This is a genomic window from Enterobacter hormaechei subsp. xiangfangensis (genome assembly GCF_001729785.1).
Lineage (GTDB): Bacteria > Pseudomonadota > Gammaproteobacteria > Enterobacterales > Enterobacteriaceae > Enterobacter > Enterobacter hormaechei_C.
On record NZ_CP017183.1, the window covers coordinates 2,590,391 to 2,616,662 of the forward strand.

The 26,272-nt window shown below is 58.4% G+C and carries 21 protein-coding genes; 6 read left to right on the top strand and 15 right to left on the bottom strand.

What is annotated here, in order from left to right:
* Nucleotides 1-353: 353 nt before the first annotated feature.
* Nucleotides 354-1,751 carry a NarK family nitrate/nitrite MFS transporter gene (locus tag BFV63_RS12470; RefSeq protein WP_003856705.1) on the bottom strand — a complete coding sequence of 466 codons (1,398 nt, stop codon included), beginning with the start codon at nucleotides 1,749-1,751 and terminating at the stop codon, nucleotides 354-356.
* A gap of 309 nt (nucleotides 1,752-2,060) precedes the next feature.
* On the opposite strand from BFV63_RS12470, the gene narX reads away from it, so the two are divergent.
* Together narX and narL are read left to right on the top strand one after the other, a co-directional pair.
* On the top strand, nucleotides 2,061-3,857 hold the full coding sequence (gene narX / locus BFV63_RS12475) for a nitrate/nitrite two-component system sensor histidine kinase NarX (protein ID WP_003856703.1): 1,797 nt from the start codon (nucleotides 2,061-2,063) through the stop codon (nucleotides 3,855-3,857).
* On the top strand, nucleotides 3,850-4,500 hold the full coding sequence (gene narL, locus BFV63_RS12480) for a two-component system response regulator NarL (RefSeq protein WP_003856701.1): 651 nt from the start codon (nucleotides 3,850-3,852) through the stop codon (nucleotides 4,498-4,500). Before narX ends, narL begins: the two co-directional genes overlap by 8 nt.
* Before the next feature lies 1 nt (nucleotide 4,501).
* On the opposite strand, the gene BFV63_RS12485 is transcribed toward narL, so the two are convergent.
* The 7 genes from BFV63_RS12485 to nasR form a co-directional block, all read right to left on the bottom strand.
* Entirely contained in the window at nucleotides 4,502-5,920 is a 1,419-nt protein-coding gene (locus BFV63_RS12485) for a YchO/YchP family invasin (protein ID WP_048240648.1), read from the bottom strand.
* A gap of 174 nt (nucleotides 5,921-6,094) precedes the next feature.
* A complete protein-coding gene (locus BFV63_RS12490; RefSeq protein WP_057059125.1) occupies nucleotides 6,095-8,572 on the bottom strand; it encodes a nitrate reductase in 2,478 nt (825 codons plus the stop codon).
* Complete coding sequence (gene nirB / locus BFV63_RS12495) at nucleotides 8,569-12,555, bottom strand: nitrite reductase large subunit NirB (RefSeq protein WP_072203149.1); 3,987 nt, start codon at nucleotides 12,553-12,555, stop codon at nucleotides 8,569-8,571. The genes BFV63_RS12490 and nirB overlap by 4 nt, the downstream gene beginning before the upstream one ends.
* Before the next feature lie 12 nt (nucleotides 12,556-12,567).
* Nucleotides 12,568-13,356 (bottom strand): ABC transporter ATP-binding protein, encoded by a 789-nt coding sequence (locus tag BFV63_RS12500; protein WP_015570359.1) that lies wholly within the window; start codon nucleotides 13,354-13,356, stop codon nucleotides 12,568-12,570.
* Between the two features lie 9 nt (nucleotides 13,357-13,365).
* Nucleotides 13,366-14,244 carry a nitrate ABC transporter permease gene (gene ntrB, locus BFV63_RS12505; protein ID WP_048240644.1) on the bottom strand — a complete coding sequence of 293 codons (879 nt, stop codon included), beginning with the start codon at nucleotides 14,242-14,244 and terminating at the stop codon, nucleotides 13,366-13,368.
* A 2-nt stretch (nucleotides 14,245-14,246) separates the two neighbouring features.
* Nucleotides 14,247-15,494 (bottom strand): CmpA/NrtA family ABC transporter substrate-binding protein, encoded by a 1,248-nt coding sequence (locus BFV63_RS12510; RefSeq protein ID WP_023296759.1) that lies wholly within the window; start codon nucleotides 15,492-15,494, stop codon nucleotides 14,247-14,249.
* A 227-nt stretch (nucleotides 15,495-15,721) separates the two neighbouring features.
* Nucleotides 15,722-16,894: a nitrate regulatory protein NasR gene (nasR, locus tag BFV63_RS12515; protein WP_032658858.1), complete on the bottom strand. Its 1,173-nt coding sequence runs from the start codon at nucleotides 16,892-16,894 to the stop codon at nucleotides 15,722-15,724.
* A 73-nt stretch (nucleotides 16,895-16,967) separates the two neighbouring features.
* Between nasR and BFV63_RS12520 the strand changes: the two genes are divergently transcribed.
* From BFV63_RS12520 to BFV63_RS12530, 3 genes are all read left to right on the top strand, one after another.
* Complete coding sequence (locus BFV63_RS12520; RefSeq protein WP_015570354.1) at nucleotides 16,968-17,321, top strand: DsrE/DsrF/TusD sulfur relay family protein; 354 nt, start codon at nucleotides 16,968-16,970, stop codon at nucleotides 17,319-17,321.
* A gap of 106 nt (nucleotides 17,322-17,427) precedes the next feature.
* Complete coding sequence (locus BFV63_RS12525; protein WP_048240642.1) at nucleotides 17,428-19,212, top strand: methyl-accepting chemotaxis protein; 1,785 nt, start codon at nucleotides 17,428-17,430, stop codon at nucleotides 19,210-19,212.
* Between the two features lie 194 nt (nucleotides 19,213-19,406).
* Complete coding sequence (locus BFV63_RS12530) at nucleotides 19,407-19,646, top strand: hypothetical protein (protein WP_003856678.1); 240 nt, start codon at nucleotides 19,407-19,409, stop codon at nucleotides 19,644-19,646.
* A gap of 30 nt (nucleotides 19,647-19,676) precedes the next feature.
* On the opposite strand, the gene BFV63_RS12535 is transcribed toward BFV63_RS12530, so the two are convergent.
* Nucleotides 19,677-20,372, bottom strand: a complete 696-nt coding sequence (locus BFV63_RS12535) for a gamma-glutamylcyclotransferase (RefSeq protein ID WP_017384255.1) — start codon at nucleotides 20,370-20,372, stop codon at nucleotides 19,677-19,679.
* A 176-nt stretch (nucleotides 20,373-20,548) separates the two neighbouring features.
* Nucleotides 20,549-20,779 (bottom strand): putative cation transport regulator ChaB, encoded by a 231-nt coding sequence (chaB, locus tag BFV63_RS12540; RefSeq protein ID WP_003856674.1) that lies wholly within the window; start codon nucleotides 20,777-20,779, stop codon nucleotides 20,549-20,551.
* Between the two features lie 268 nt (nucleotides 20,780-21,047).
* Between chaB and chaA the strand changes: the two genes are divergently transcribed.
* On the top strand, nucleotides 21,048-22,148 hold the full coding sequence (chaA, locus tag BFV63_RS12545) for a sodium-potassium/proton antiporter ChaA (protein ID WP_003856672.1): 1,101 nt from the start codon (nucleotides 21,048-21,050) through the stop codon (nucleotides 22,146-22,148).
* A 106-nt stretch (nucleotides 22,149-22,254) separates the two neighbouring features.
* Here chaA and kdsA read toward each other — a convergent pair whose 3' ends face one another.
* The 5 genes from kdsA to prfA are packed head-to-tail and all read right to left on the bottom strand — an operon-like array spanning nucleotide 22,255 to nucleotide 26,260.
* A complete protein-coding gene (gene kdsA / locus BFV63_RS12550; RefSeq protein WP_003856671.1) occupies nucleotides 22,255-23,109 on the bottom strand; it encodes a 3-deoxy-8-phosphooctulonate synthase in 855 nt (284 codons plus the stop codon).
* Between the two features lie 36 nt (nucleotides 23,110-23,145).
* The gene (sirB1, locus tag BFV63_RS12555; RefSeq protein ID WP_003856670.1) at nucleotides 23,146-23,955 is read right to left on the bottom strand and encodes an invasion regulator SirB1; all 810 of its coding nucleotides are present in this window, start codon (nucleotides 23,953-23,955) and stop codon (nucleotides 23,146-23,148) included.
* A 3-nt stretch (nucleotides 23,956-23,958) separates the two neighbouring features.
* Complete coding sequence (sirB2, locus tag BFV63_RS12560) at nucleotides 23,959-24,351, bottom strand: invasion regulator SirB2 (protein ID WP_003856669.1); 393 nt, start codon at nucleotides 24,349-24,351, stop codon at nucleotides 23,959-23,961.
* A complete protein-coding gene (gene prmC / locus BFV63_RS12565; RefSeq protein WP_003856668.1) occupies nucleotides 24,348-25,178 on the bottom strand; it encodes a peptide chain release factor N(5)-glutamine methyltransferase in 831 nt (276 codons plus the stop codon). Before prmC ends, sirB2 begins: the two co-directional genes overlap by 4 nt.
* Complete coding sequence (gene prfA, locus BFV63_RS12570) at nucleotides 25,178-26,260, bottom strand: peptide chain release factor 1 (protein WP_003856667.1); 1,083 nt, start codon at nucleotides 26,258-26,260, stop codon at nucleotides 25,178-25,180. The genes prmC and prfA overlap by 1 nt, the downstream gene beginning before the upstream one ends.
* Between the last annotated feature and the right edge of the window lie 12 nt (nucleotides 26,261-26,272).

The following is a 26,272-nucleotide window of genomic DNA, read 5'->3' on the forward strand; positions in this document are numbered from 1 at the left end:
TCTCTAAATCGACATTGCTGATTTGCAGCGAAGGTAACGCTATGAAAGATGGTGAGAATTGATAACGATCAAGACGAAGGGGGACTCTCAGGGGTGGTATTAGATCAAATACCACCAAAGCGGTAGCCGTTAATATTTCTTAACCTTTTGATTTATATAGATATATTTTATTTATCGTACAATAAGCGAGGCAAAATTTAACATCTTAGGTATTAAGGGGTAGAAACACCTGTAAAGCGATGGCGATCACAGCGTTACCTGCGGGTGACCACGGGTAACGCCATTAGTATGTTGTAACTATTCAGCGATTAAAAAAAGCGCGGCACTCAGGCCGCGCAAACGGATAATCAAGCTTACTTGTTTTTCTTGGTATTACGGCCATATACCAGCCAGGTGATGACCACGCAGGCGATATAGAAGACGAGGAATACTTTCATCGCACCCGCCGGTGAGCCGGTCAGATCCAGTGAGATACCGAACGCTTTTGGAATAAAGAAGCCGCCAATCGCGCCTATCGCAGAGATAAACCCAAGCGCCGCAGCGGTATCGGTGGCGGCTTCACGCATTGCCTGCTCGTCGCTCCCACCCTGCGCTTTCACGCGGTCCATGGTCAGCTTGCGGAAGATGACAGAGATCATCTGGAAAGTAGACGCACTGCCCAGCCCGGCGGTCAGGAACAGCACCATGAAGACGCCGAAGAAGGCAAAGAAGTTACCCCCCTCACCACCCGCAGGCAGCGTCAGGAACAGCAGCGCACAGAAGATGGCCATTACAACAAAGTTCACCAGCGTAACGCGCGTCCCGCCCAGACGGTCGGAGATCATCCCGCCCAGCGAACGTGCCAGCGCGCCGATAAACGGACCGAAGAAGGCAAACTGAAGGATCTGCACGTCCGGGAACTGGGTTTTAGACAGCATGGCAAAGCCTGCGGAGAAACCGATGAACGAGCCGAAGGTCGCCAGATACAGCAGCGCCATCACCCACAGGTGGCCACGCTTCAGAACCGGCAGCTGCTCGCTCAATGACGCTTTGGACGCGGACAGATCGTTCATGAAGAACCACGCCGCCAGGGTAAAGACCACCAGGAACGGTACCCAAATCCAGGAGGCGTTTTGCAGGAACAGCACGGAACCGTCGGGCTGCGTCACACCGCCGCCGCCAAAGGCCGCAAAGATGGAGACAGAGATCGCCAGCGGGGCAATCAGCTGCATCACGCTCACGCCCATGTTACCCAGACCGCCGTTAATGCCCAGCGCGCCACCCTGCTTCGCTTTCGGGAAGAAGAAGCTGATGTTTGCCATACTGGACGCAAAGTTCGCCCCCGCAAAACCGCACAGCAGAGAGATAATCACGAACACGCTAAACGGTGTGGAGGTATCCTGCACCGCAAAACCGAGCCACACGCACGGTATGATCATGATCCCGGTACTGAAAGCCGTCCAGCGACGACCACCAAAGACCGGCACCATAAACGCATAAGGAACGCGCAGCAGTGCGCCTGAAAGCGACGGCAACGCGGTCAACATAAACAGCTGGTCGGTGGTAAAGGTAAAGCCCACTTTTGGCAGGTTAACCGCAACCGCACTGAACAACATCCAGACGCAAAACGCCAGTAACAGACATGGAACGGAAATCCACAGATTACGACTTGCTACACGGTGGCCGCGCTGTTGCCAGAACGCCGGATCCTCTGGACGCCAGTCTGTAATAACGGCACCAGTTTCCCTTTCGGGAGCGGAAGAGTGACTCATAGACACCTCTGATTCTCGAATGATGCTGCAAACATTAGGGCTTTAGAGCGGCGGTAAGTTGATATAAATCAAAGGAAAAGTGGGAGGTTTTGCGGCAAAAAAAAAGCCATCACTCTTAATGAGTAGATGCAAAACGTAAAAAAGGTGTGGTTTTTCACGGTGCTGAGGCATCCCTGCTTCGTCCACCCACTAACCGTTACCCCTATGGCAATTTAGAGGTAATCCTTTATTGGTATGGGTATACTCCAGGGTATGCACCAGAATAGCGCCATTCCTGCAATCAGGTCACGTCAGGAGCCCGGCAACTCTATGTTAAAAAGATGTTTATCTCCGCTGACGCTGGTTAACCAGCTGGCGCTTATTGTTCTGCTGTCCACCGCTATCGGTGTGACCGGCATGGCTATTTCTGGCTGGCTGGTACAGGGTGTACAGGGTAACGCGCATGCCATCAACGAGGCAGGCTCGCTACGTATGCAGAGTTACCGGCTACTGGCGTCGGTGCCGCTGACGCAGGCTGACCAACCGCTTATCGACGAAATGGAGCGTACCGCATTCAGCCCTGAACTGGAAAGAGCCGCCATCCGTGACGGTCAGCAATCTCAGCTTAAGGCGCTTCAGGGCTACTGGCATACCCAGCTGGAGCCCGGCTTAAAGCGGGCGGAAGACCGGGAAACGGTCGCCCAGGATGTCGCCGGGTTTGTGTCACGCATCGATCATCTTGTCTCCTCATTCGATCGCACCACAGAGTTACGCATTGACCGTGTGGTGATGGTTCACCGCGCAATGGCGCTGTTTATGGGTTTGCTGCTGATTTTCACGGTTATCTGGCTGCGCGCGCGGTTGCTTAACCCCTGGAAACAGCTCCTGGCGATGGCCCGCGCCGTCACACAGCGCGATTTTACCCAGCGCACGCACATCAGCGGGCGCAACGAAATGGCGATGCTTGGCGAGGCGCTCAATACCATGTCGGCAGAGCTATCAGAGAGCTACGCGGTACTGGAACAACGCGTCCAGGAGAAAACCGCCGGGCTTGAGCAAAAAAACGAGATCCTCTCTTTCCTCTGGCAGGCGAACCGTCGCCTGCATATGCAGGTACCGCTTTGCGAACGTCTCTCGCCAGTACTGAACGGCCTGCAAAACCTGACTCTGCTCCGCGATCTTGAGCTTCGGGTTTACGACGTTGAAGATGAGGAAAACCATCAGGAATTTACCTGTCAGTCGGACATCTCCTGCGACGATAAAGGGTGTCATCTGTGCCCGCGCGGCTTGCCGCCGCTTACCACCAGCGGCACGACCCTCAAGTGGCGGCTGATGGACAGCCATACCCAGTACGGTATTTTGCTGGCCACCCTGCCCGCCGGACGTCACCTGAGCCACGACCAGCAGCAGCTGGTCGATACGCTTGTTGAGCAGCTCACGGCCACGCTGGCGCTCGACCGCCACCAGGAGAAACAGCAGCAGCTGATCGTGATGGAGGAGCGTGCCACCATCGCCCGCGAGCTGCACGACTCCATCGCCCAGTCCCTCTCCTGCATGAAGATGCAGGTGAGCTGCCTGCAAATGCAGGACGAAGGCATGCCCGAGAGCAGCAAACAGCTGCTCAGCCAGATCCGCAACGAGCTTAACACCTCGTGGGTTCAGCTTCGCGAGCTGCTGACCACCTTCCGTTTGCAGCTCACCGAGCCGGGGCTGCGCCCTGCGCTGGAGTCCAGCTGTCAGGAGTTTAGTGCCCGGCTGGGCTTCCCGGTGAAGCTGGATTACCAGCTGCCACCGCGTTTTGTCCCCTCTCACCAGGCGATCCATTTGCTGCAAATTGCCCGTGAAGCCCTGAGCAACGTGCTCAAGCATGCCGAGGCGACGGCCGTTACGGTCACCGTCAGCTGCCAGGATAATCAGGTGAAGCTCAGGGTTCAGGATAACGGCCGCGGCGTGCCGGAAAATGCCGAACGAACGAACCATTATGGTTTAATTATCATGCGAGACCGCGCGCAAAGCCTGCGCGGTGATTGCCAGGTTCGCCGGGGAGAGTCAGGTGGCACCGAAGTAGTGGTCACCTTTATACCCGAAAAGCCCCTCATAACTGCTCAAGGAGAAAACCATGACTAATCAGGAACCGGCATCTATCCTGTTGATTGACGATCATCCGATGCTGCGCACTGGCGTTAAACAGCTTGTCAGCATGGCGCCAGATATCACCGTCGTCGGGGAAGCCAGCAACGGCGAACAGGGTATTGAACTTGCCGAATCGCTCGATCCTGATTTGATCTTGCTCGATCTCAACATGCCGGGCATGAATGGCCTGGAAACCCTCGACAAGCTGCGGGAGAAATCCCTCTCTGGCCGGGTGGTGGTCTTCAGCGTCTCAAACCATGAAGAAGACGTGGTCACCGCCCTCAAGCGAGGGGCAGACGGCTATCTGCTGAAAGATATGGAGCCGGAAGATCTGCTCAAGGCGCTGCAACAGGCTGCCGCAGGCGAGATGGTGCTGAGTGAAGCGTTAACGCCGGTACTGGCCGCCAGCCTGCGTGCGAACCGCGCCACGTCTGACCGCGACGTCAGCCAGTTGACACCGCGCGAGCGTGACATTCTGAAGCTGATTGCCCAGGGGCTGCCGAATAAAATGATCGCCCGCCGTCTGGACATCACCGAGAGCACGGTCAAAGTGCATGTCAAACACATGCTGAAAAAAATGAAGTTAAAATCCCGCGTCGAAGCCGCCGTCTGGGTGCATCAGGAGCGCATTTTTTAACTTACTCATCCGGCAGCAACTTCCACCGTGGATCGTCGGCAGGCATTGCGACGAGCGGTTGCACCACGGAAAGCGTGATCTCATTGGAGGAGACACGCTGCCCATCCTTATCTTCCACCACGGCCGTTAGCCGCCATGCGTTTTTCGCCCCTTCTGAATCATCCCATGCAGGCATGATCACACTCCAGCCATCGCTGCTGTTGCCGTTTGCCGGTGAGGTCAGGCTGAGCGCCTGGGTATCACCCAGCCAGTGGATCTGCCGGATACCGTGCTTGCTGCGAATTTGCAGCTTCAGCATCACGGTTTCGCCTGGCTTAAGATCCCACGGCGGCGTGGCCAGATATACCGAGAGGGTTTTGCGCTGACGGAATTCCATCACGGGCAGATTATCGCGATCGGGTGAATCATAGCGGCTGCCCCGCAGCGAGCGCGTCGCCGCCACTTCCCCGGCGGAAAGCTGTTTCGCCAGCGGCACGCCAAAACGATAGTTGAGCTTCAGCCCGAGGTTATTCTGGCTAACGCCGCTCTCCCCCTGCTTATGGGCAGCCGTCAGGGTGACCAGCGGTACGGGGGTATAGTTCAGCCCCAGGTTGACCGCAACCGGGTTGTGATACCCCGTACCGCTGTTAAACAGATCGACGTTATCGCCAAAATACTGTTCAAAGCTGACGCTGGTGTTCAGGTGATGAAACCAGGGAAGCCAGGCTTTGGCCGTTACGTCGTACCCGCGCGCCATGCGCTGCTCGCGGATGTCGGAACGCGGCTGCCAGCCAGCGAACGGCTGGTAGTAATTGGCCGACAGGCGCAGGTTTTCACCCCACGCCTCTGCGCCCAGCCCGGAACGTTGCAGGTTGTCTTCCAGCAGGTTGTCGTAAAAGGTGTTGTAGCCCAGCAGCCAGTTTCCGGCAACCCAGCGCTGCCCGATCCCGACATTGCTCACCAGCCCATCTGTCTGCTGCGTCAGGCCAAGCTGGCTCCAGCTCAGATAACGGGTGTTGTCGTTCCAGGGGATAAACCAGCTACCGCTGCTGCCGTTAAAGTTGCCGTCGTCATCCACCAGTACATTGACGTTGGCGTTTCCCCAGGGTGAAAGCCAGGATTCAATCTGCTCGTTGACTTCACCGCTGACGGCATCCCGCACTTTGCCAAACGCGAACTGTCGCGCCTGCTGCCCGGCCGTCAGGCCGTTATCGGTCATACTGGCTTCACCGAAGGCCTTTGCCATTTCAGCCAGATGCTTTTCGCCTTCGGTGGTCGGTTGCGCCATACCGAGATCCGGCAGGCTATCGCCGTTATTATCAAACGGATTCTGCGCCTGCTGCACGAAGGATTTCGGCGCACCGTGAAGGGCTCCAGCCGTAAAAAGGGGGAGTAACAGCAAAAAACGGATGCGGGACGATACAGCCTTCAACGTCGTCAATCAGAACCTGTGTTTATGAACAAACACTTATTATGTTAACGCCATAAGCCCTGAAAACCAGTCTTAACAGAAATTTCAGGAATATCCTGAAAAGATTTGTCGGGTGGCGGCTTCGCCTTACCCGACCTACAAATTCGTACCGGTGCGAAGCCGCCAACCGACGCCCTTGCACTATTATCCCAACAGCGCTTTCAGCTCCGGCACGCAGGAGCCGCAGTTCGTGCCGCAGCGCAGCTTCACGCCCAGCGCTGCGGCAGAATCACAGCCTCCGGCTATCGCCTTACGTATCGTATTTTCACCCACGCTGAAGCAGCTACAGATAATTCGCCCGGGATCGGCATCTTCGCCCGGCCGTTGTCCGTGCAGCAGCGCATGGCGTTCAGCGAGTTGTACGGGTGCAGCAGCAAAGGCTTCTTCAATAAACGCATGCGCCAGCGCCGGCAGCGTATGGCCCTCCCAGTAGCCCAGCATCAGCTCGCCGTGATGCCAGGCGAGCACGCTGCTGCGTTCTCCCGTCTGTGCCACCTGTAACTGCCAGCCCCGACCGCTGGCGTACGCCCTGACCCACGACAGCAACGGCTGCTCCCCCGCCACCGTCAGACGTGAGGCTTTACGCCACCAGCAGACCGACGGCGGCAGCGCTGGCAGCTCGCGGGCATACAGTTCACCCTGCCAGGCCGGTAGCCAGGGCATGATCCTCACCGCGGTTTGTTTACTCTCCGGCTGGCCGGAACCAGCATCAATCCGCCCTTCTACCAACGCATTGACCTTCCCCTGCCGTGCAAATTGCGCGTTCCAGTGCATCGGCGCAAACAGCTCGCCCGCACGCTGCGCGGTGGAGATACGTACTCTGGCAACCATCACCCCGCGCGGGGAGCTTATCCGCGCCAGCTGGCCGTCAGTCAGCCCAGCGCGCGCCGCATCGGTTGCGTTCATCTCAACAAAAGGCTCATCAATATGCTGCATCAGGCGCGGAACATACCCCGTGCGCGTCATGGTGTGCCACTGATCGCGGATCCGCCCGGTATTCAGTATCAAGGGGTACAATTCGTCGACGCCTGCCCCATGCGAGGAAGGATCAACCGGTACAAGATTTCTTTGCGGGAAATCACCGGCATGCCACTGATAAGGCGCCAGCGCGTCCCACGCCTCTCGCGACAGCGACGCCAGTTCGCGCAGGTTTAGCGCCCGTTCGCCGTTATTTTCAAACGCCGTCAGCGCCGCATGTTCACAAAATATCTCCTGAGGGTGTTCCCAGGCGAAGGCATCGCCATAACCGAGCTGGTCTGCCATCCGGGCGATTATCCACCAGTCCGGTCTGGCCTCGCCCGGCGCAGGCAGAAAGGCACGCTGGCGGGAGATACGGCGTTCAGAATTGGTCACCGTGCCGTTTTTCTCGCCCCAGCCCAGGGCGGGAAAACGGATATGGGCAAACCGGCTGGTGTCCGTCTCCTGCATCACCTCAGATACCATGACCAGCGGGCAGGCTGCCAGAGCCTGACACACCGCGTGGCTGTCGGGAAGCGACACGGCAGGGTTGGTGCCCATGATCCACACCGCCTTCACCTCGCCGCGCGCAATGGCGTCAAACAATTCCACCGCCATCAGGCCCGGGGTCTGCGCCAGCCGTTCCGTTCCCCAGAAACGCGCCACGCGCGAAAGATCGTCCGGCTCGAAGTTCATGTGCGCCGCCAGCTGATTCGCCAGCCCGCCCACTTCCCGCCCGCCCATGGCATTTGGCTGTCCGGTCAGCGAAAACGGGCCGCAGCCAGGACGGTTGAACTTCCCGCTGGCAAGATGCACGTTAATGATGGCGTTACACTTGTCGCTGCCGGTGGAGGACTGGTTGATCCCCATGGTGTAGAGCGTGATCGCGCGTGGCGCGGTGATAAACCAGTCGTAGAAGGTGCCAATCTCGTCTGAAGGCAGATCGCAAAACGCCGCCACGCGAGGGATCGGCCACTCGCCCCGCCCCTGAATCAGATTGAGCAACCCCACAAACAGCCCGGCGTCGCTGCCGGGTCTGAGCGCGAGGTGGAGATCGGCTATATCGCAGGTGGCGGTTTTACGCGGATCGATCACGACCACTTTCATCTGCGGATTGTTGTGCTTTGCCTGCACCAGCCGCTGATACAGCACCGGATGCGTCCAGGCCGCGTTTGAGCCAACGAGTACCACCAGATCGCTGTTTTCCACGTCCTCGTAGCTGCACGGCACCACGTCTTCACCGAAGGCGCGTTTGTAGCCCACCACCGCCGATGACATGCACAGCCGCGAGTTGGTATCAATGTTCGCCGCCCCGATAAAGCCTTTCATCAGCTTGTTGGCGGCATAGTAATCCTCGGTCAACAGCTGGCCGGAGGCATAAAACGCCACCGCCTGCGGCCCCCATTCGTTGATGATGTTCCGTAGCCGCTCGCCCGCTTCGCCCAGCGCCTGCGGCCATGCCACCTCCCGGCCATCGACCACCGGGCGCAGCAGGCGTCCCTGCAACCCCGTGGTTTCCCCGAGGGCAGATCCTTTTACACACAGACGACCGAAATTCGCCGGATGAGTTTCATCCCCCCGAATGCTCACCTTTTCACCGTCTGCGCTGGCGACCACGCCGCAGCCCACCCCGCAGTAAGGGCACGTTGTCCGGGTTTCGGTCATGAGGCCTCCGCACGCATCACCAGCTCTTCATTTCCAACCCATACCTTGCCGTTTTCAATTTTTACCGGCCAGGCGCGCACCACGGGTTCGCCATTCTCCACCTGACAGCCGTCGCGCAGACGAATACGTTGCTTGTAGAGCGGCGAGATCACCACCGGTTCCCCCGCCGCATCGCCGAGGATGCCGCGTGAAAGCACGTTCGCGCGGCTACCCGGCTCCCGATCGTCGAGGGCATAAACGTTTTTGCCAAAGCGGAACAGCGCAATCGGTTTGCGCCCAAGATGCGCACCGATGCCCGCCTGCTCCGGGATCTCATCGATATTACAAATTTCCTGCCAGCGCTTGCTCTCCGCCGCGGCAGGGACATTCACCGCGGTGCGAAACAGCGCCAGGCGGTCAGGATCGTTTAGGGTGGTTTGCCATTCGCACTGGTAGGTCTCCACCACCCGAGCCATCTCCTGCTCCAGCTCGTGGGCGATCCCCAGGCTGTCGTTGAGGATCACCTCGCGCAGATAGTCGAGGCCGCCTTCCAGGTTATCCATCCAGGTACTGGTACGTTGCAGACGATCTGCCGTGCGAATGTAGAACATCAGGAAACGGTCAACGGTGCGGATCAGCGTTTCGTCGTCCAGATCGCTGGCGAAGAGGTCCGCGTGGCGCGGCTTCATCCCGCCGTTGCCGCACAGATAGAGGTTCCAGCCTTTGTCCGTGGCAATCACCCCCACGTCTTTGCTCTGCGCCTCTGCGCACTCACGGGTACAGCCGGAGACCGCCATTTTGATTTTGTGCGGCGCGCGCAGGCCCTTGTAGCGGTGCTCCAGCCTGACCGCGAGGCCGGTGGAATCCTGCACGCCGTAGCGGCACCAGGTCGACCCGACGCAGGATTTCACCGTGCGCAGAGATTTCCCGTAGGCATGTCCGGTCTCAAACCCGGCCTCCACCAGCGCCTGCCAGATTCCCGGCAACTGTTCGAGCGTGGCGCCAAACAGGTCAATACGCTGCCCGCCGGTAATTTTGCTGTAAAGGCTATAGCGTTTCGCGATCTGGCCGATGGCGATCAGCCCGTCGGCGGTCACTTCACCCGCAGGCATCCGCGGGACGATAGAGTACGTTCCGTCCTTCTGAATATTAGCGAAATAGCGGTCGTTGGTGTCCTGCAACGGCAGATGCACCGGTTTCAGCAGATACTCGTTCCAGCAGGAAGCCAATACCGATCCCACCAGCGGCTTACAGATCTCGCACCCGTGCCCCTGACCGTAGCGGCTGATAAGCTGGTCGAAGGTGCGGATATGGTTGACGCGCACCAGGTGGTAAATCTCCTGACGCGAGTACGGGAAGTGTTCGCAGATATCTTTCTTCACCTCCACGCCCTGCTCCGCAAGCTGGAACTCCATCACCTGCTTCACCAGCGCGCTACAGCCTCCGCAGCCGGTCGCCGCTTTGGTGCACTGCTTAATGGCGCCGATATCCGTTGCGCCCGCGCTTACCGCCTGGCAGATATCCCCTTTGCTGACGTTATGACACGAACAGATCTGCGCGCTTTCCGGCAGCGCCGCCACGCCCAGCGCTTTCGGCGCGCTGCCTGACGACGCGGGTAAGATCAGCGTTTCCGGCTCTTTTGGCAGGCTGATGCCGTTGAGCATCATCTGCACCAGCGTGGCGTATTCGCTGGCATCGCCCACCAGCACGCCACCCAGCAGGGTTTTGCTGTCGTGGCTGACCACAATTTTTTTGTAGATTTGCTGCGGCCCGTGCGTCCACTGGTAGCTCAGCGCGCCCGGCGTGCGCCCATGGGCATCGCCAAACGACGCCACATCCACGCCCAGCAACTTGAGTTTGGTACTCATATCCGCGCCGGTGAAGCGCTTCTCCTCACCCGCCAGCACAGCGGCGGCCACGCGCGCCATCTGGTAGCCCGGGGCCACCAGGCCAAAGATTTTTCCCTCCCACAGCGCGCATTCGCCGATAGCAAGCACGTCCGGATCGGAAGTCCGGCAGCCGTCGTCAATGCAGATCCCGCCGCGCTCGCCGATAACCAGCCCGCTGCTGCGCGCCAGCACGTCCTGCGGACGAATACCGGCAGAGAAGACCACCATGTCCGTTTCCAGCTGTTCACCATCGGCAAAGCGCAGCACCAGCCCGTCGTCTGCGGTGGCAATCTCCGTCGTCGATTTACTGGTGTGTACCCCTACGCCCAGCGCCTCAATTTTCTTGCGCAGCATTGCCGCGCCGTCGCTGTCGAGCTGCACCGCCATCAGGTTCGGCGCAAACTCCACCACGTGAGTTTCCAGCCCGAGCTGCTTAAGTGCATTCGCCGCCTCCAGACCCAGCAGGCCGCCGCCAATTACCACGCCGCGGCGAGAGCCTGCCGCATGGGCCGCAATGTTGTCCAGATCGTCGAGGGTGCGGTAGACAAAACACCCCGGCAGATCGTTGCCCGGAACGGGTGGTACGAACGGGTACGAGCCGGTCGCCAGCACCAGCTTGTCCCAGTGAGTCTCATGGCCACTGGCGGTACGCACTACGTGTGCATCACGATCGATAGCAACGATCTGCTGCGAGAGGCGCAGCTCAATGCCGTTATCGGCAAAGAACTCCCCCGCCACCAGCGAGAGCGAGTCCGCGCTGCGTCCGCCAAAATATTCCGACAGATGCACGCGGTCATAGGCGGCATAGCGCTCTTCGCCAAAAACAATAATCTGATACTGCTGATGCAAATTGCGGTTAACGCAGTCTTCGAGGAAATGATGGCCGACCATACCGTGCCCAACCACCACCAGAGTAGGTTTTGTCATAGCGTTCTGTCCTGCAACCTGCGGTTGCGTTGTGAAACGATCGAACAGCCAGTCCGCGTGGGCGGGCGCAGCCGTTGCCAGTAAATCGGTAAAGGTTGCCGCGCTGCGGCAGTCACCCATCAGCAGCACGCCAGCCAGCGCCCCCTGATGGATCAGTAAACGTCGATAGTGACGGGTCAGCGGGTCCCATGAACTCCAGACCACATCGTCCGCCTGCGCCGTCGCGCGTCCGAGGCTGAACAGCTCCACGCCGGTCACCTTAAGGCGCACGCCGTTGTCGGTCAGGGTAAACGGCGCGGTGACCTCCCCGGCCAGCCGCGCGGCAAGAATATCCGCCTGCGCCAGACAGGGGGCCACCAGGCCAAACGTCTGGCCGTCAATTTCGCAGCACTCGCCGATGGCGTAGATACCCGGCACGGAGGTTTGCATCTGCTGATCCACCACGATGCCGCGCGCGCAGCGAATGCCGCTGGCATTTGCCAGCGCAACGTTGGGCTGCACGCCGGTTGCCAGCACCACGCGCGTGGCGGCAATGCGGCGTCCGTCGAGCGACGTCACGGCATCGTCAGCGATGGCGGTGATGCCGGAGGCGAGTTCACAGCTAACGCCCCGCGCCGCCAGCGCCTCTTCCAGCAACAGTCCCGCCTGCTGATCCAGCTGCTGTTCCATCAGCCACGGACCGCGATGCACGAGCGTGACGTTGTCACCCTTGCGCGCCAGCGCTGCCGCTGCCTCCACACCGAGTACTCCGCCGCCCAGCACTACCGCCGGCCCGGAGATATTCTGGATGGCGCGGGTTTCTGCCAGGGTGCGAAAGGTGAACACATGCGGCGCATCGCCGCCGGGGATCGGCGGCACAACAGGGGTAGAACCGGTAGCAAACACCAGCGCATCCCAGCCCAGCGTGCGAGCAGAGGTATGCACTTCACGCGCGTTGACGTCTACTGCGAGCGCCGTTTCTCCTCGCAGCACCGTCACGCCTCGTGCCGTGTACCAGTCTTCATCGTGCAGACAGATGTGCTCCGCCTGCTTTTCGCCACCCAGCACTGGCGAAAGCTGGATGCGGTTGTATGCCTGCTCCGGCTCGTCACCGATGACGGTGACAGCGAAACGACCGGGAACACGCCCGGTGAGCGACGCAATCAGCCGGGTTGCCGCCATACCATTACCGATAATGACCAGTCGCATCGTGCCCCCTCATTACGCCGCTTTCGGCTGTTTTTCGTAGAGGAAATGGAGGATCTGCTGGCGCATGTGGTGATAGCGGCTGTCGTCCGCCAGCTGCACCCGGTTGCGCGGGCGCGGCAGATCGACGCGCAGGATCTCACCCACGGTGGCCGCCGGGCCGTTGGTCATCATCAGTACGCGGTCAGAGAGTAGTACCGCCTCGTCCACGTCGTGGGTGATGAGCACGATGGTGGTGTTCAGCGCCTGCTGGATCTGCATCACCGAGTCCTGAAGATGGGCGCGCGTCAGCGCATCCAGCGCGCCGAAGGGTTCATCCATCAGCAGGACTTTCGGCTTCATCGCCAGCGCGCGGGCAATCCCGACGCGCTGCTTCATACCGCCGGAGATCTCCCCGGGGCGCTTATGCAGCGCGTGGCCCATCTGCACCCGGTCGAGATTGTGCTCAATCCACGCTTTGCGCTCGGCCTTACTCATGGTGTGACGGAAGACCTGATCCACCGCCAGCGCCACGTTGTCGAAGCAGGTCAGCCACGGCAGCAGCGAATGATTCTGAAACACCACCGCGCGCTCTGGCCCCGGCCCGGCGATTTCGCGGTTGTCGCAAATCAGCCCGCCTTCCGTCGGCAGCGTGATCCCGGCGATCAGGTTTAACAGCGTCGACTTGCCGCAGCCGGAGTGACCAATCAGACTGACGGTTTCGCCCTCGTGGATATCAAAAGAGACGTTTTGCAGCGCCAGAAACTCGCCGCTGGCGGTGGAAAAACGCTGGCTCACGGCCTGGACCTGAATTAACGGTTTCATCTTCACTCCTTATTTTTCCTGCCAGCTAAAGCGACGGGCGATCAGCATCAGCCCCTGCTCCAGCAGCAACCCGACCACGCCAATGATGACGATGGCGATGAGAATGTTTTCGACGTTGAGGTTGTTCCACTCATTCCAGATCCAGAAGCCAATGCCTAAACCTCCGGTGAGCATCTCGGCGGCGACAATCACCAGCCAGGCAATGCCAATGGAAAGACGTACCCCGGTCAGCACCGCAGGCAGCACGGCCGGGAAAAGAATGCGGCGCATGATGGTCCACTCTGAGAGTTTCAGCACCCGGGCCACGTTGAGGTAGTCCTGCGGAATACAGCGCACCCCTTCGGCGGTGTTAATGACCATCGGCCAGATGGAGCAGATAAAAATAGTCCAGCTCGATGCAGGCTCCGCTTTCTGGAACAGCAGCAGGCCGATAGGCAGCCAGGCCAGCGGGCTGACCGGACGCAGTAGCGCGATCAGCGGGTTGAACATGCGGGAGAAAAAGGTGAAGCGGCCAATCAAAAAGCCCAGCGGAATGCCCGCCAGCGCCGCCAGACCGAAGCCGATGGCGACGCGCTGCAACGACGCCAGCACGTTCCAGCCAATGCCCATATCGTTTGGCCCGTCGCGATAAAACGGATCGGCAAACAGGGTCATGGCCGAATCGAGCGTGCTGAGCGGCGTCGGAAAGCCTTTACTGTTTATCGCCGCCAGCTGCCAGAGCACCACCAGCAGGCCGAGACCGAGCAGCGCCGGGATGACGCGCTGTAAAAAATCATTCATCCGACGCGTAAACGCGGGCGCACGACGGCGAACCTGTAACGGAGGCAGGACTATCACTTCCCCGCTCTCTGACGTCTCTTGTGGTTTTGCATTTTGCAGATGCTGCATACTCAGGCCCCTTTACGGTGAATGGCGAAGCGGTTGGCGTACCCTTCCGGATCGGTGCCGTTCCAGACGGTGCCGTCCATCAGGGTGCTGCTGCGATACGGTGATGACGGTGTGGACATGCCGCCCACGGCGGTCGCGGCATCCTGCCAGACCGCGGTCTGGTTAATGCGCTGTGCAATGCCCGCGTAATCCGGCGCGGCGTTGAGCAAGCCCCAGCGGCGGAACTGGGTTAAGAACCACATGCCGTCGGAGAGATACGGGTAGCTCACGGCACCCTCGTTGAAGAAACGGATCGGGTGCGCATCCTGCCAGCGCTGACCGACCCCGTTGTCGTACTCGCCGAGCATGCGTCCGGTGAGATACTGTTCCTTGCAGTTGAGCCAGGCGCGGCGCGAGAGGATCTGCGCGGTTTCGCGTTTGTTTTCCGCTGACGCCTCGATCCAGCGCGCGGCTTCCATCACGGCGCTCACCAGCGCCCGTGCGGTGTGCGGATTTTTCGCCACCCAGTCGCGTCGGGTGCCGAGGATCTTTTCCGGGTGATCGGCCCAGATGGACTGTGACGTGGCGGCGGTAAACCCGATGCGGTCGTTAATCGCCCGCGCGTTCCACGGCTCGCCAACGCAAAACCCGACCATGTTGCCAATGCGCATGTTCATCACCATCTGCGGCGGCGGCACCACCACGGTGCGCACGTCGTCAAACGGGTTAATCCCCGCGCTGGCCAGCCAGTAGTAGAGCCACATGGCGTGCGTTCCCGTCGGGAAGGTATGCGCGAAGGTGTAGGTTCCCGGCGCCTGCTGCGCAATCAGCTTTTTCAGCCCGTCGAGGTCACGAACGCCCTTCTCCGCCAGATCGCTGGAGAGCGTAATGGCCTGACCGTTCTGGTTGAGGGTCATCAGGTTCGCCATCTGCTGCGGCTTGCCCGCGATACCCAGCTCCAGACCGTACAGCAGGCCGTAAAGAATGTGCGCGGCGTCCAGTTCGCCCGCCACCAGCTTGTCGCGCACCGCCGCCCAGCTCGCCTCTTTGGTCGGCACAATAGTAATGCCGTGTTTTTTATCGAACCCCTTCAGGGCCGCGATAACCACGGGCGCGCAGTCGGTCAGAGGTATAAACCCGATACGCACGGTATCCTGCTCCGGCTTATCTGACCCCGCCGCCCATGCGGCCTGCATGACACCCGGCAACAGCATCGCACCACTCGCCAGCATGCTGGCCTGCAATAACCGCCGTCTCGACAAATCCGCCATAATTGCTCCTGAAAAAAGGCAAAAAAAAGCGCCCGACGGTGCTGAAGCACCGCTGGACGCCTTTATCCTGAAGACGCATGCACCGCCGTTGGCGCATCGTCGAAAATGGTTAATCTGTTAATGCAAAGGTAATGCCAGCTTTTCATCCCCGGCGTTACGGGGTTTCTGCAAGAAGAGCGCTGTATTACGCACCTCAATCAGGCATAAATTGCCCACTGACTGTGCAACTACTCCCCAGGGGGTATCTTCCACAGATTTTTCACCGTAAGCAGCGCACGGGCGATATCTACCATGCGTTGGTTTTTATCCATCGCCATTTTGCGCAGGGCGGTCCACGCCTGCTCCTCGCTCATGTTCTGGTGCGTCATCAGCACGCTTTTGGCTTTGTCGATGGTCTTACGCTCCTCCAGCGTGTCGCGCAGGGAAGCAAGCTGACGGGAGAGTTGCTCAATTTCACGCGCCTGCTGGCGCACCAGCGGCAGCAGCGGTTTATCCGGAAATCGCGCCAGGATATCGTCGTGTTCATCGTCTGCGTGCAGGTTTTCGCTATAGCGGCGCTCCTCAACTGCCGTCATCAGATCGGCAATTGCCACCTCCTCCAGCGTGCGCAGGTGCTCAAGGCGCGCGGTTTGCAGGGCAAACCATTTGAGGGCGGTATCACCGTTATCTGCCGGAGGCTGGCGGGTGCACGCTTCACGCCTGAGTTTTTCAGTCTCCAGACCCGGCAGGCAGTTGAGGGTAAATGACTCCTGCACGTCTGGAGTGCAATGGGAGATAAAAACCTCAAAGCAGGCCTGCTGGCCATCAATGCGATCCACCAGCCGCTGGCGGGTTTCATCGTCAAAGAATCCCTGGGTGAAACCAATAGCCCCCAGCGCCCGCTCTTGTCCCACAAGTTCTTTGCCCTGCATCAGGCTGTAAAGGGCCACAAATCGGCCCGCGATGTGCGGATCGTCAATGCTGTCGCTGAGTTGGGGTACGATACTGAGCAAATGACGCAGTATGCGGCTGTAATGTTCCATCGCCTGCGGCGCGGTGACGCATTGACCTGTAACGCCATCACGCAGCGCCGTTAGCGTCTCAAGGCCGTGCAGTGCGCTGGCAATACGTTCGCACAGGGCGCTGCCCGGCAGCGGTTCGTTAAACTGAAGGTGCAATGCGGCGAGGTTTACATCCACCAGGGCCCTGCTGGCCTTGCATTCAGGCGCGTACAATTTGCCCTGCGAGCAGAGCCAGACATTTGACGCACCGCGCTCGCACTGTAGCATATGCACCAGTCGACTGATGCCGTTCACCAGTGCGCCCAGCTGCGCCAGTCTGCCGAGCTGTTCCTCGCGCAACATTCTCGCACGCTGGAACCATTCGGTTGCGCCAGGGGAACTGCCAGCCACTATCGTCATCGTTTCTCTCCCCGATACGTATTCTTCGGTACGAGAAGCAATATTCGTGCCTTTTCAAAGAACAGGAGTCAACATGCAGAAGATTGTGATCGTCGCCAACGGTGCGGCCTACGGCAGTGAATCCCTTTTTAACAGCCTGCGCCTGGCAATCGCGCTGCGCGATAAGGAGAGTGAGCTGGAGCTGCGCCTCTTTTTGATGTCCGACGCCGTCACGGCCGGGCTGAAGGGGCAAAAACCCGCAGAGGGCTACAACATTCAACAAATGCTGGAGATCCTGACCGCGCAAAACGTTCCGGTCAAACTGTGCAAAACCTGTACCGACGGGCGCGGCATTACCGGGCTGCCGCTGATTGATGGCGTGGAAATTGGTACGCTGGTGGAGCTGGCTGAATGGACGCTTTCCGCCGATAAAGTATTAACTTTTTAATAATAACCCGCTAAAAATATTATTTTCTTATGGACGCGGTTTCAGCATCAAGTTTACCTGCACCGTTGCCGATAGGCATGGAAACAACACAGCAGGTATTACACTTATGTTCAGTTCGATTCGCGCCCGCATCATTGCTGCGACGACAGGCTGTCTGATCGTCGCCCTTCTTCTTAATACCATTATTAACTTTCAGGTCACGCGCCAGGATAACCAGCAGTCGCAGCGCGATATTCTGACCAGCACCAGCGCCAGCCACAACATGGCGATTGCCGACTGGGTGAACAGCAAAATAACCGTCATCACTTCGGCGCAGTCGGTCGCGCTCAGCGACGATCCGGTTCCGGTGTTTAAACAGCTTGCGCTGGCGGGTGGATTCACCAACGTCTACGTGGGTTATGCCAGCAAAACGGCTAAATTTTCTGACCCAACCGGGGTACCCGCTGATTACGATCCCACCCTTCGCCCGTGGTATCAGCAGGTCGTCAGCGCTGATGGCCCGGTAGTGACTGCACCCTATGTGGACGCGGGCACCGGGAAACTGGTGGTGACGTTCGCGGTACCCGTTAAAGAGCAAGGCGCCCTGAAAGCGGTGGTGGCGGGCGATGTGGCAATGGACAGCGTGGTGGCTAACGTGCGCGGTATTCACCCGACTCCGGCCAGCAGCGGACTGCTTCTGGACAGCAACGGCACCGTAATTGCCGGCAGCGATCCTGCGCTGACGCTTAAGCCGTTTACTGAAACGATCAAAGGGACCGATTTTGCCACTCTGAAAAGCGGCAACCTGGTTGACGGAACGTCAAACGGACGCGAAAAAACGTTCCTGGCCACCGCCGTGCCGGGGACGCACTGGCTGCTGGTTGTGGCGCTTGATAACGGCGATGCCACCGCCGGGATGCGCTCATTGCTTAAAGCATCTGCACTGTCGCTGGCGATCCTCGCCCTGCTGAGCGGAGCCCTCATGCACCTCCTGATTGCCCGCCTGCTTAAGCGGTTGTCCGGTATCCGTGACGCGATGAACAACATTGCCAACGGTACTAACGATCTGTCGCAGCGTCTGCCGGATAAGGGGGGCGATGAAGTGGCGCAAATCGCGCAGGCGTTTAACGCCTTCAGCGATAAGCTTTCTGTGGTGATGGTCCAGCTGCGTGATGCGAGCGCCTCAGTGAAAAACGCCGCGCATGAGATTGCGGCGGGTAATCAGGATCTTTCCGGGCGTACCGAGCAGGCGGCATCAAGCCTTCGCGAAACCGCCAGCGCCGTGGAAGAGATCACGGCCTCCGTTACGCAGTCAAACGAGTCGGCAGCAGAAGCGAACGAACAGGCGAGCAAGGCCTCTGCCGCCGCATCCCGCGGCGGCGACGTCGTCGCTCAGGCCATCAGCACCATGCAGTCCATCGAACTGGCTTCCGCGAAAATCGGCGATATCACCAGCGTCATTGACGGCATCGCCTTCCAGACCAATATCCTGGCGCTTAACGCCTCGGTGGAAGCGGCGCGTGCCGGGGAACAAGGCCGTGGGTTCGCGGTCGTTGCGGGGGAAGTACGTAACCTGGCCAGCCGCAGCGCTCAGGCGGCGAAAGAGATCAAATCCCTTATTGATTCCACCACCGAAAGCGTAGCAACCGGCTCCCGGTTTGTGCACCTTGCGGGCGACAGCATGGATGAGATCCGCGCCAGCGTCGGCAGCGTGTCTGGCATTATGCGTGAAATATCCATTGCCACCCGGGAGCAGATGAAAGGGATCCATGAGATTAACCACGCGGTGACTCACCTGGATCGCATGGTGCAGCAGAACGCCGAGCTTGTTGTACAGTCTGCTGCGGCGGCCAGCGCGCTGCAAAGCCAGGCGGGCGACCTTGCTGAGACCGCTGGCCATTTCCGCATATAATTTTTCCCGGGCGCGCGTTAAGCAGGGTAAACGCGCGTCCGCTGAAAGGTTTCAGGGATTTTGTCATTTTTGTTTAATCGTTGCGCCATTTTTTGATCGAAATCAGCATCCCACCCCTGCCCCTTTGGTGTTATGCAATGAGTAAATTGTGAACAACATCACGCTCGGGATGGGCAAAAACGACGGGGTATAAAATGGCACGAGTGAAAACAAGTCTGAAACTGTTTGGCGGGGATACGGTAGTGGTGCGTTGCTCAGAGCGTTGCCGCATCCATCTGATAAGTTCGAAAGGACAGAAACAATCGCAGGCAGATATCCTTACCGTCCAGGACGATAAGGCCTGGCTGACGGTGCCTTACACCGGCACCTGGGATGTGCTGATCGACAGCCACAGCCAGTCGCTCGAACATTCCGTAAGTTACGTGGCGGCATAACCATAAACGCCCGGCCAGCCGGGCGTATTATCAGGCAAAACCCGGCCGCAGCGTATTGCTGAGCGGGTTCCCTTCCAGCAGCGCTTTCACCTTCACCACCAGCTCACTCAGACAGTCGTCCTGCATACCGAGACGCGTCAGCTCCTGATCGAGCGAGAAAAGGTACTGGGCGTTAGTGCCCAGCGGTCCGCTGGCGGCGGCAATCAGCGGGGCAATCACCTGGGTTCGGGTGTCGGCTTCATACAGCGGGTGGCGCGGATCCATAATGAACACCAGCGCGTTGACGGTGCGGCCGTCATCCAGTTCCAGCTTGCACCAGCTGGGCATATAGCAGCCGGTGATCATCTCGCGCTTCCACAGCAGCGTCAGCTCATCTTCCAGCGTGGTATCCGGCAGCCGGTATGCCACGCCCGTGGTGCGCCCGCCCTCTTTTAGTGCAAGCATGCGTCCTGGCTGACACGCGCTGCCGCGTCCGGCGGTCAGGCGCAAACAGAAGGCGCGGTGCCAGCCAGGCAGCGTTCCGGTTGCCGATTCAACAAATTCGAGCGCCGGGTTCCACATCAGCGAGCCGTAACCAAAGATCCAGACCGGGCCATCATCCGGGCGGCAGGCCAGCGTTGCCGCAAGCGACGCCGCACGTTGTTCAGCCGACCACAGAAGCGATTCCTCAATAGCACCAAATGCCGTCTTACAATCTGCCTTCATCAAGAAATCACGCGTTAACACATTCCACCTCCGCCACTGCATGCTTCCTTGCGACATCTGTAATTCGCCTTCCCGGCATTCTGTGCTGTTCATTTTAACAGCAGTTGAGCAACGATAAGCAATTCGCGGGCCAGATGCAATACAGCGGCAGGTCAACCGCCTGAAATGTCAAAAGGGAGGCAGCGTATTATTCGCGGCTATTTCTTTTTGTGCCATTTATCATCGTCCCCTTTCTCATAGTCATTTTTTACGGCGGCCCAGGCCACCTTATGGGCCGTCTCTTCGCGGCTGGCATCGTCCCGGCGATCTTCTTTATCTTTGTACTGATCCCAGGCGCTGTTAAAGGCTTCTTTGTAGATATCCTGGGCGTGGGCAGGCAATACGTTTTGCACGTTATCTGGTAATTCGCTTTTCGATTTGTATGGCATCGTTAACCTCTCTTTTGGCTAAAAGATAAGTGTGGACGACGATACGCGAGGGTGCCAGCCAACAGAAAGAAATGAACAATATAAAAATGCAAGTCATTGTTATTAAATTAATATTTAACAGAGATAGGCCATTATAAGCCTCAGGCATAAAAATTATAATAAAGGGTAAAACTAAGTAAAAAATACAGGGTATTTAACAGATTTCTGTTAGTTTAATACCTTTAAAATCTATCTATAATTACAAGCACCTGCATTGTTGGAGAAACACATGACAGCAACACACGAGGCGGTGAAAACCCGCCACAAGGAGACCTCTCTCATTTTCCCGGTTCTGGCACTGGCTGTGCTGCTCTTCTGGGGAAGCAGTCAGTCATTGCCAGTGGTTGTGGGGATCAATATTCTGGCTCTGGTGGGTATTTTAACCAGCGCATTTAGCGTGGTACGCCATGCGGATGTTTTAGCCCACCGTCTTGGAGAGCCGTATGGGTCATTAATTTTAAGCCTTTCGGTTGTGATTCTTGAAGTCAGTCTCATTTCCGCATTAATGGCCACCGGCGACGCCGCGCCAACGCTAATGCGCGATACGCTCTATTCCATCATTATGATTGTTACCGGCGGCCTGGTCGGTTTTTCACTTTTATTAGGTGGTCGCAAATTTGCCACCCAGTACATGAACCTTTTTGGCATTAAACAGTACCTGATTGCCCTGTTCCCGTTGGCGATTATTGTGCTGGTATTCCCGATGGCGCTGCCGGGTGCAAATTTCACCACCGGCCAGGCGCTGCTGGTGGCGCTGATTTCCGCGGCGATGTACGGCGTGTTCCTGCTGATCCAGACCAAAACGCACCAGAGCCTGTTTGTTTACGAGCATGAAGACGACGGTGACGACGATGACCCGCATCACGGTAAGCCGTCGGCTCACAGCAGCGCGTGGCACACGGTTTGGCTGATCGTGCATCTGATTGCCGTTATTGCGGTCACCAAGATGAATGCGAACCCGCTGGAGGCGCTGTTAACTGAACTGAACGCGCCGGTCGCCTTTACCGGTTTCCTGGTGGCCCTGTTGATCCTGTCGCCAGAAGGCCTGGGAGCGCTGAAAGCGGTGCTCAATAATCAGGTGCAGCGTGCGATGAATCTGTTCTTTGGCTCTGTTCTGGCGACCATCTCCCTTACCGTTCCGGTGGTGACGTTGATTGCCTTTATGACGGGAAATGAATTGCAGTTTGCGCTGGGTGCGCCAGAGATGATTGTGATGGTGGCATCCTTGCTGCTGTGCCAGATTTCCTTCTCCACCGGCCGCACCAATGTGCTGAACGGCGCGGCGCATATGGCGCTGTTTATTGCGTATCTGATGACGATATTTGCGTAATTTTTTTGCGGGGTGGTGCTGCGCTTACCCGGCCTACAAAACCCGTAGGCCCGCGCAAGCGTAGCGCCGCCGGGCAAAGAAAAACCCGCCGAAGCGGGTTTTTTTATTAGTTGCTGGTATCCAGCTCGTCGAAGCTCTTCACCAGATCGTCAATCGCTTTGATCTGTTTCAGGAACGGCTCCAGCTTATCCAGCGGCAGCGCGGATGGACCGTCGCATTTCGCGTTAGCCGGATCCGGGTGCGCTTCAATGAACAGACCCGCCAGGCCGGTTGCCATACCGGCGCGCGCCAGTTCGGTCACCTGCGCACGACGCCCGCCAGACGCGGCGCCAAACGGGTCGCGGCATTGCAGGGAGTGGGTCACGTCGAAAATCACCGGAGACTGGTTAGAGACGTTCTTCATCACGCTGAAGCCCAGCATATCCACAACCAGGTTGTCATAACCGAAGTTTGAACCACGGTCGCACAGGATAACCTGGTCGTTACCGCCTTCGATAAACTTGTCGACGATGTTACCCATCTGGCCTGGGCTCACGAACTGCGGTTTTTTCACGTTAATCACGGCACCGGTTTTCGCCATCGCTTCTACCAGGTCAGTCTGGCGAGCGAGGAACGCCGGAAGCTGAATCACGTCTACCACATCAGCCACCGGCTGTGCCTGAGACGCCTCGTGCACGTCGGTGATCACTTTCACGCCAAACGTCTGTTTCAGCTCCTGGAAAATCTTCATCCCCTCTTCCAGGCCCGGGCCACGGTATGAGTGAATGGAGGAGCGGTTGGCTTTGTCAAAAGAGGCTTTAAACACGTACGGGATGCCCAGTTTTTGGGTCACGGTCACGTAGTGTTCGCAGATGCGCATAGCGAGATCGCGGGATTCCAGCACGTTCATACCGCCAAACAGCACGAACGGCAGGTCGTTTGCCACGTTGATATCACCAATGCTAACCACTTTTTGTTTCATAGGATCGCCTTATTCAGGTGTGAATCGGAATTAAGATTAATGCAGTGTAATGTGTTTATGCGCGATCGCGTTGATCTGCGCGCGGATCATCTCGCTGATCGGGTCTTCCGGACATTGTTCGACGAAATAATTTAAATCATTCAGCGCCACGTGCTCGCAGTCGAGCTGCGCATAAATCAGGCCGCGGTCGCGGATTTCGTACGGATCTTCCGGATTGAACTGCAACAGCACTTCGCTTGCGCGCAGGGCCAGCTCCATCTGACGCTCTTCCATCAGCGCAGACTTCAGCGTATCCAGGAGCTTGCGGATCACTTCGGCGTTATCGGCTTCATCGAGATCTTCATTGAACAGCTCAGCTATCGGGCTGATGTTGCCTTTCAGCCAGACATCCAGCGTATGCTCATCCAGCGTGTCGCCGTTAAACGGATTGATTAACCACATCTCACCGTCCAGCCACTCCGCCCGCAAAATCATCTGCGTCGGGAAAATGACCGGCACCAGTGGAATCTCCAGCTCGTGCGCAACCCACAGTAAAATGGCGCCCAACGCGACGGCGCTGCCCTGACGATTTTTCAACACCTGGTCCAGCCACAGTGCGTCAGACAGGCGGTACACGCCTCGCGTGTCGCAGAAACCCCATTCGCCGTAGAAAAGCTCAATCAGCTTCTCTAATTGCCAGTCCTGCGGACGTGCCTGATTGATCTCTTCGCGCGCCAGGCTGACCAGATTCTCCAGTTCAGCGTAAACGTACTGTGACGTAAAATCGTCGCGGATCATCTCTGAAATCAGGATCATACCATCGCAGAGCGGCACTTTGTTAAATTCGAAATCGGCTAAGGACCTCATGACTTACCCCAGTAACGGTATTCTTGTGGTGGCGAGTTTAATGATGATGTACAGCACCACCAGACCCAGCAAAAAGGCGATAAACCCTGTCTGCTGGCTGCGCGGACGATGACGCCCAAGCGCGATAAAACCCAAAACGATGTAGATGATAACGCCAAACAGCTTTTCAGTCAGCCATGCGCCTTTATCAGTAAATGGCAGATAGCCGGTCTTCCACATTAACCCGGCTCCGGAAAGGAACAGCACCGTGTCGATACAGTGCGGGGCGATGCGTACCCAGCGGGCGTTAATCAGCGGATTGTTGTTGTAGCGCCACCAGTAGCGGGCAATAAAAAAGCCAATGGTCAGGGCAACGGAAACCAGGTGAACGGAGATCAGCAGCGTAAACAGGCTCATGACCGCTGCCCCAGCGTCAGACGTTCATTGCCGCCGTAATCCCGGCAGGTTTCCACGGCAGCGTATCCGGCATGCGTAAACAGCGCTCGCACCGCCTCTCCCTGCGTCCAGCCATGTTCCACCAGCAGCCAGCCACCGGGAAGCAAATGTTGCCGTGACGTTGTCACAATGTGATCGAGATCCGCAAGTCCCTGATTCGCAGCGACCAGCGCGGTCAAGGGTTCAAAACGCACGTCCCCCTGCGCGAGATGCGGATCGTCTTCGTCGATGTAGGGCGGATTGCTGACAACCATTTCAAACATGCGGCTTTCAAGCGCGGCAAACCAGCTGCTTTGCAGAACGGAAACATTGTTCAGCCCCAGCCGTTCAACGTTGCGCCGCGCGAGGGCGACCGCATCAGGCATCACGTCTACCGCCGTCACGGTGCAGTCTGGCCGCTCGCTGGCAAGCGCCAGCGCAATCGCCCCGGTGCCGGTGCCGAGATCGAGGATCTGACACGGCTGCGCCGGTAACCGCGCCAGCGCCTGCTCCACCAGACACTCGGTGTCCGGGCGCGGGATCAGCGTGGCCGCTGAGACGTACAGTGGAAGGGACCAGAACTCGCGCTCGCCAACCAGATGCGCCACCGGCTCGCCGGTTTTACGGCGGGCAAGCAGCGTCTCCAGCTGCGATTGCTGTTCAGCGGTCAGCGCGGTTTCGCCGAAAGCCAGCAGATACGTGCGGGCTTTACCCGTCACATGCTCAAGCAGAATTTCGGCGTCACGCTTCGGGCTTTCACTTGCGGAAAGCTCACTGGCGGCATGGCGTAACCAGCGCTGAAAATCCATTAATCCTGCTCGGACAGTGCCGCCAGCTGGTCGGCCTGGTATTCCTGCACGATAGGCTCAATCAGCATATCGAGCTTGCCTTCCATTGCCTCATCCAGACGGTAGAGCGTCAGGTTGATGCGATGGTCGGTTACGCGCCCCTGCGGGAAGTTATAGGTGCGGTTACGATCGCTACGGTCGCCGCTGCCCAGCAGGTTACGGCGGGTAGAGGCTTCCGCCTGCTGGCGTTTCGCCATTTCCGCCGCGTGGATACGGGCGCCCAGCACGGATAACGCCTTAGCTTTGTTCTTGTGCTGGGAACGTTCATCCTGACACTCAACCACAATCCCGGTGGGCAGGTGAGTAATACGGATAGCGGAGTCGGTGGTGTTAACGTGCTGACCACCTGCCCCTGAAGAGCGGAAGGTGTCGATGCGCAGATCCGCCGGGTTGATATCCGGCAGTTCCGCTTCCGGCAGCTCCGGCATCACCGCCACCGTACAGGCCGAGGTATGAATGCGCCCCTGCGATTCCGTCGCAGGCACGCGCTGCACGCGGTGGCCGCCGGATTCAAATTTCAGTCGACCGTACACGCCGTCACCGCTGATTTTGGCGATAACCTCTTTGTAGCCGCCATGCTCGCCTTCGTTGGCGCTCATGATCTCCACGCGCCAGCGACGGGATTCGGCATAACGGCTGTACATACGGAACAGATCCCCGGCGAACAGCGCCGCTTCGTCGCCGCCGGTACCGGCGCGGACTTCCACAAAGGCGTTACGCTCATCGTCCGGATCTTTCGGCAGCAGAAGCACCTGAAGCTGCTGCTCCATCTCTTCTGAACGCGCTTTCGCATCCTGTAACTCTTCCTGCGCCATCTCGCGCATCTCAGGATCGTCGAGCATCATCTGCGCGGTTTCGATATCTTCCTGGACCTGTCGCCAGTCGGTAAAGCATTTTGAAACATCACTTAACTGCGCGTATTCACGCGACAGCGCGCGAAAACGTTCCTGGTCGGCAATGGTCCCGGCATCGCCGAGCAGCGCCTGGACTTCTTCATGGCGCTCGTGCAGAGCTTCCAGTTTAGCGACGATAGAAGGCTTCATAGGCGTAAATGC

Bases quoted from the DNA above. Each gene is read 5' to 3' on its own strand.
- BFV63_RS12470 (WP_003856705.1), bottom strand. From the start codon at position 1,751: ATGAGTCACTCTTCCGCTCCCGAAAGGGAAACTGGTGCCGTTATTACA.
- narX (WP_003856703.1), top strand. From the start codon at position 2,061: ATGTTAAAAAGATGTTTATCTCCGCTGACGCTGGTTAACCAGCTGGCG.
- narL (WP_003856701.1), top strand. From the start codon at position 3,850: ATGACTAATCAGGAACCGGCATCTATCCTGTTGATTGACGATCATCCG.
- BFV63_RS12490 (WP_057059125.1), bottom strand. From the start codon at position 8,572: ATGACCGAAACCCGGACAACGTGCCCTTACTGCGGGGTGGGCTGCGGC.
- nirB (WP_072203149.1), bottom strand. From the start codon at position 12,555: ATGCGACTGGTCATTATCGGTAATGGTATGGCGGCAACCCGGCTGATT.
- BFV63_RS12500 (WP_015570359.1), bottom strand. From the start codon at position 13,356: ATGAAACCGTTAATTCAGGTCCAGGCCGTGAGCCAGCGTTTTTCCACC.
- ntrB (WP_048240644.1), bottom strand. From the start codon at position 14,244: ATGCAGCATCTGCAAAATGCAAAACCACAAGAGACGTCAGAGAGCGGG.
- BFV63_RS12510 (WP_023296759.1), bottom strand. From the start codon at position 15,494: ATGGCGGATTTGTCGAGACGGCGGTTATTGCAGGCCAGCATGCTGGCG.
- nasR (WP_032658858.1), bottom strand. From the start codon at position 16,894: ATGACGATAGTGGCTGGCAGTTCCCCTGGCGCAACCGAATGGTTCCAG.
- BFV63_RS12520 (WP_015570354.1), top strand. From the start codon at position 16,968: ATGCAGAAGATTGTGATCGTCGCCAACGGTGCGGCCTACGGCAGTGAA.
- BFV63_RS12525 (WP_048240642.1), top strand. From the start codon at position 17,428: ATGTTCAGTTCGATTCGCGCCCGCATCATTGCTGCGACGACAGGCTGT.
- BFV63_RS12530 (WP_003856678.1), top strand. From the start codon at position 19,407: ATGGCACGAGTGAAAACAAGTCTGAAACTGTTTGGCGGGGATACGGTA.
- chaB (WP_003856674.1), bottom strand. From the start codon at position 20,779: ATGCCATACAAATCGAAAAGCGAATTACCAGATAACGTGCAAAACGTA.
- chaA (WP_003856672.1), top strand. From the start codon at position 21,048: ATGACAGCAACACACGAGGCGGTGAAAACCCGCCACAAGGAGACCTCT.
- kdsA (WP_003856671.1), bottom strand. From the start codon at position 23,109: ATGAAACAAAAAGTGGTTAGCATTGGTGATATCAACGTGGCAAACGAC.
- sirB1 (WP_003856670.1), bottom strand. From the start codon at position 23,955: ATGAGGTCCTTAGCCGATTTCGAATTTAACAAAGTGCCGCTCTGCGAT.
- sirB2 (WP_003856669.1), bottom strand. From the start codon at position 24,351: ATGAGCCTGTTTACGCTGCTGATCTCCGTTCACCTGGTTTCCGTTGCC.
- prmC (WP_003856668.1), bottom strand. From the start codon at position 25,178: ATGGATTTTCAGCGCTGGTTACGCCATGCCGCCAGTGAGCTTTCCGCA.
- prfA (WP_003856667.1), bottom strand. From the start codon at position 26,260: ATGAAGCCTTCTATCGTCGCTAAACTGGAAGCTCTGCACGAGCGCCAT.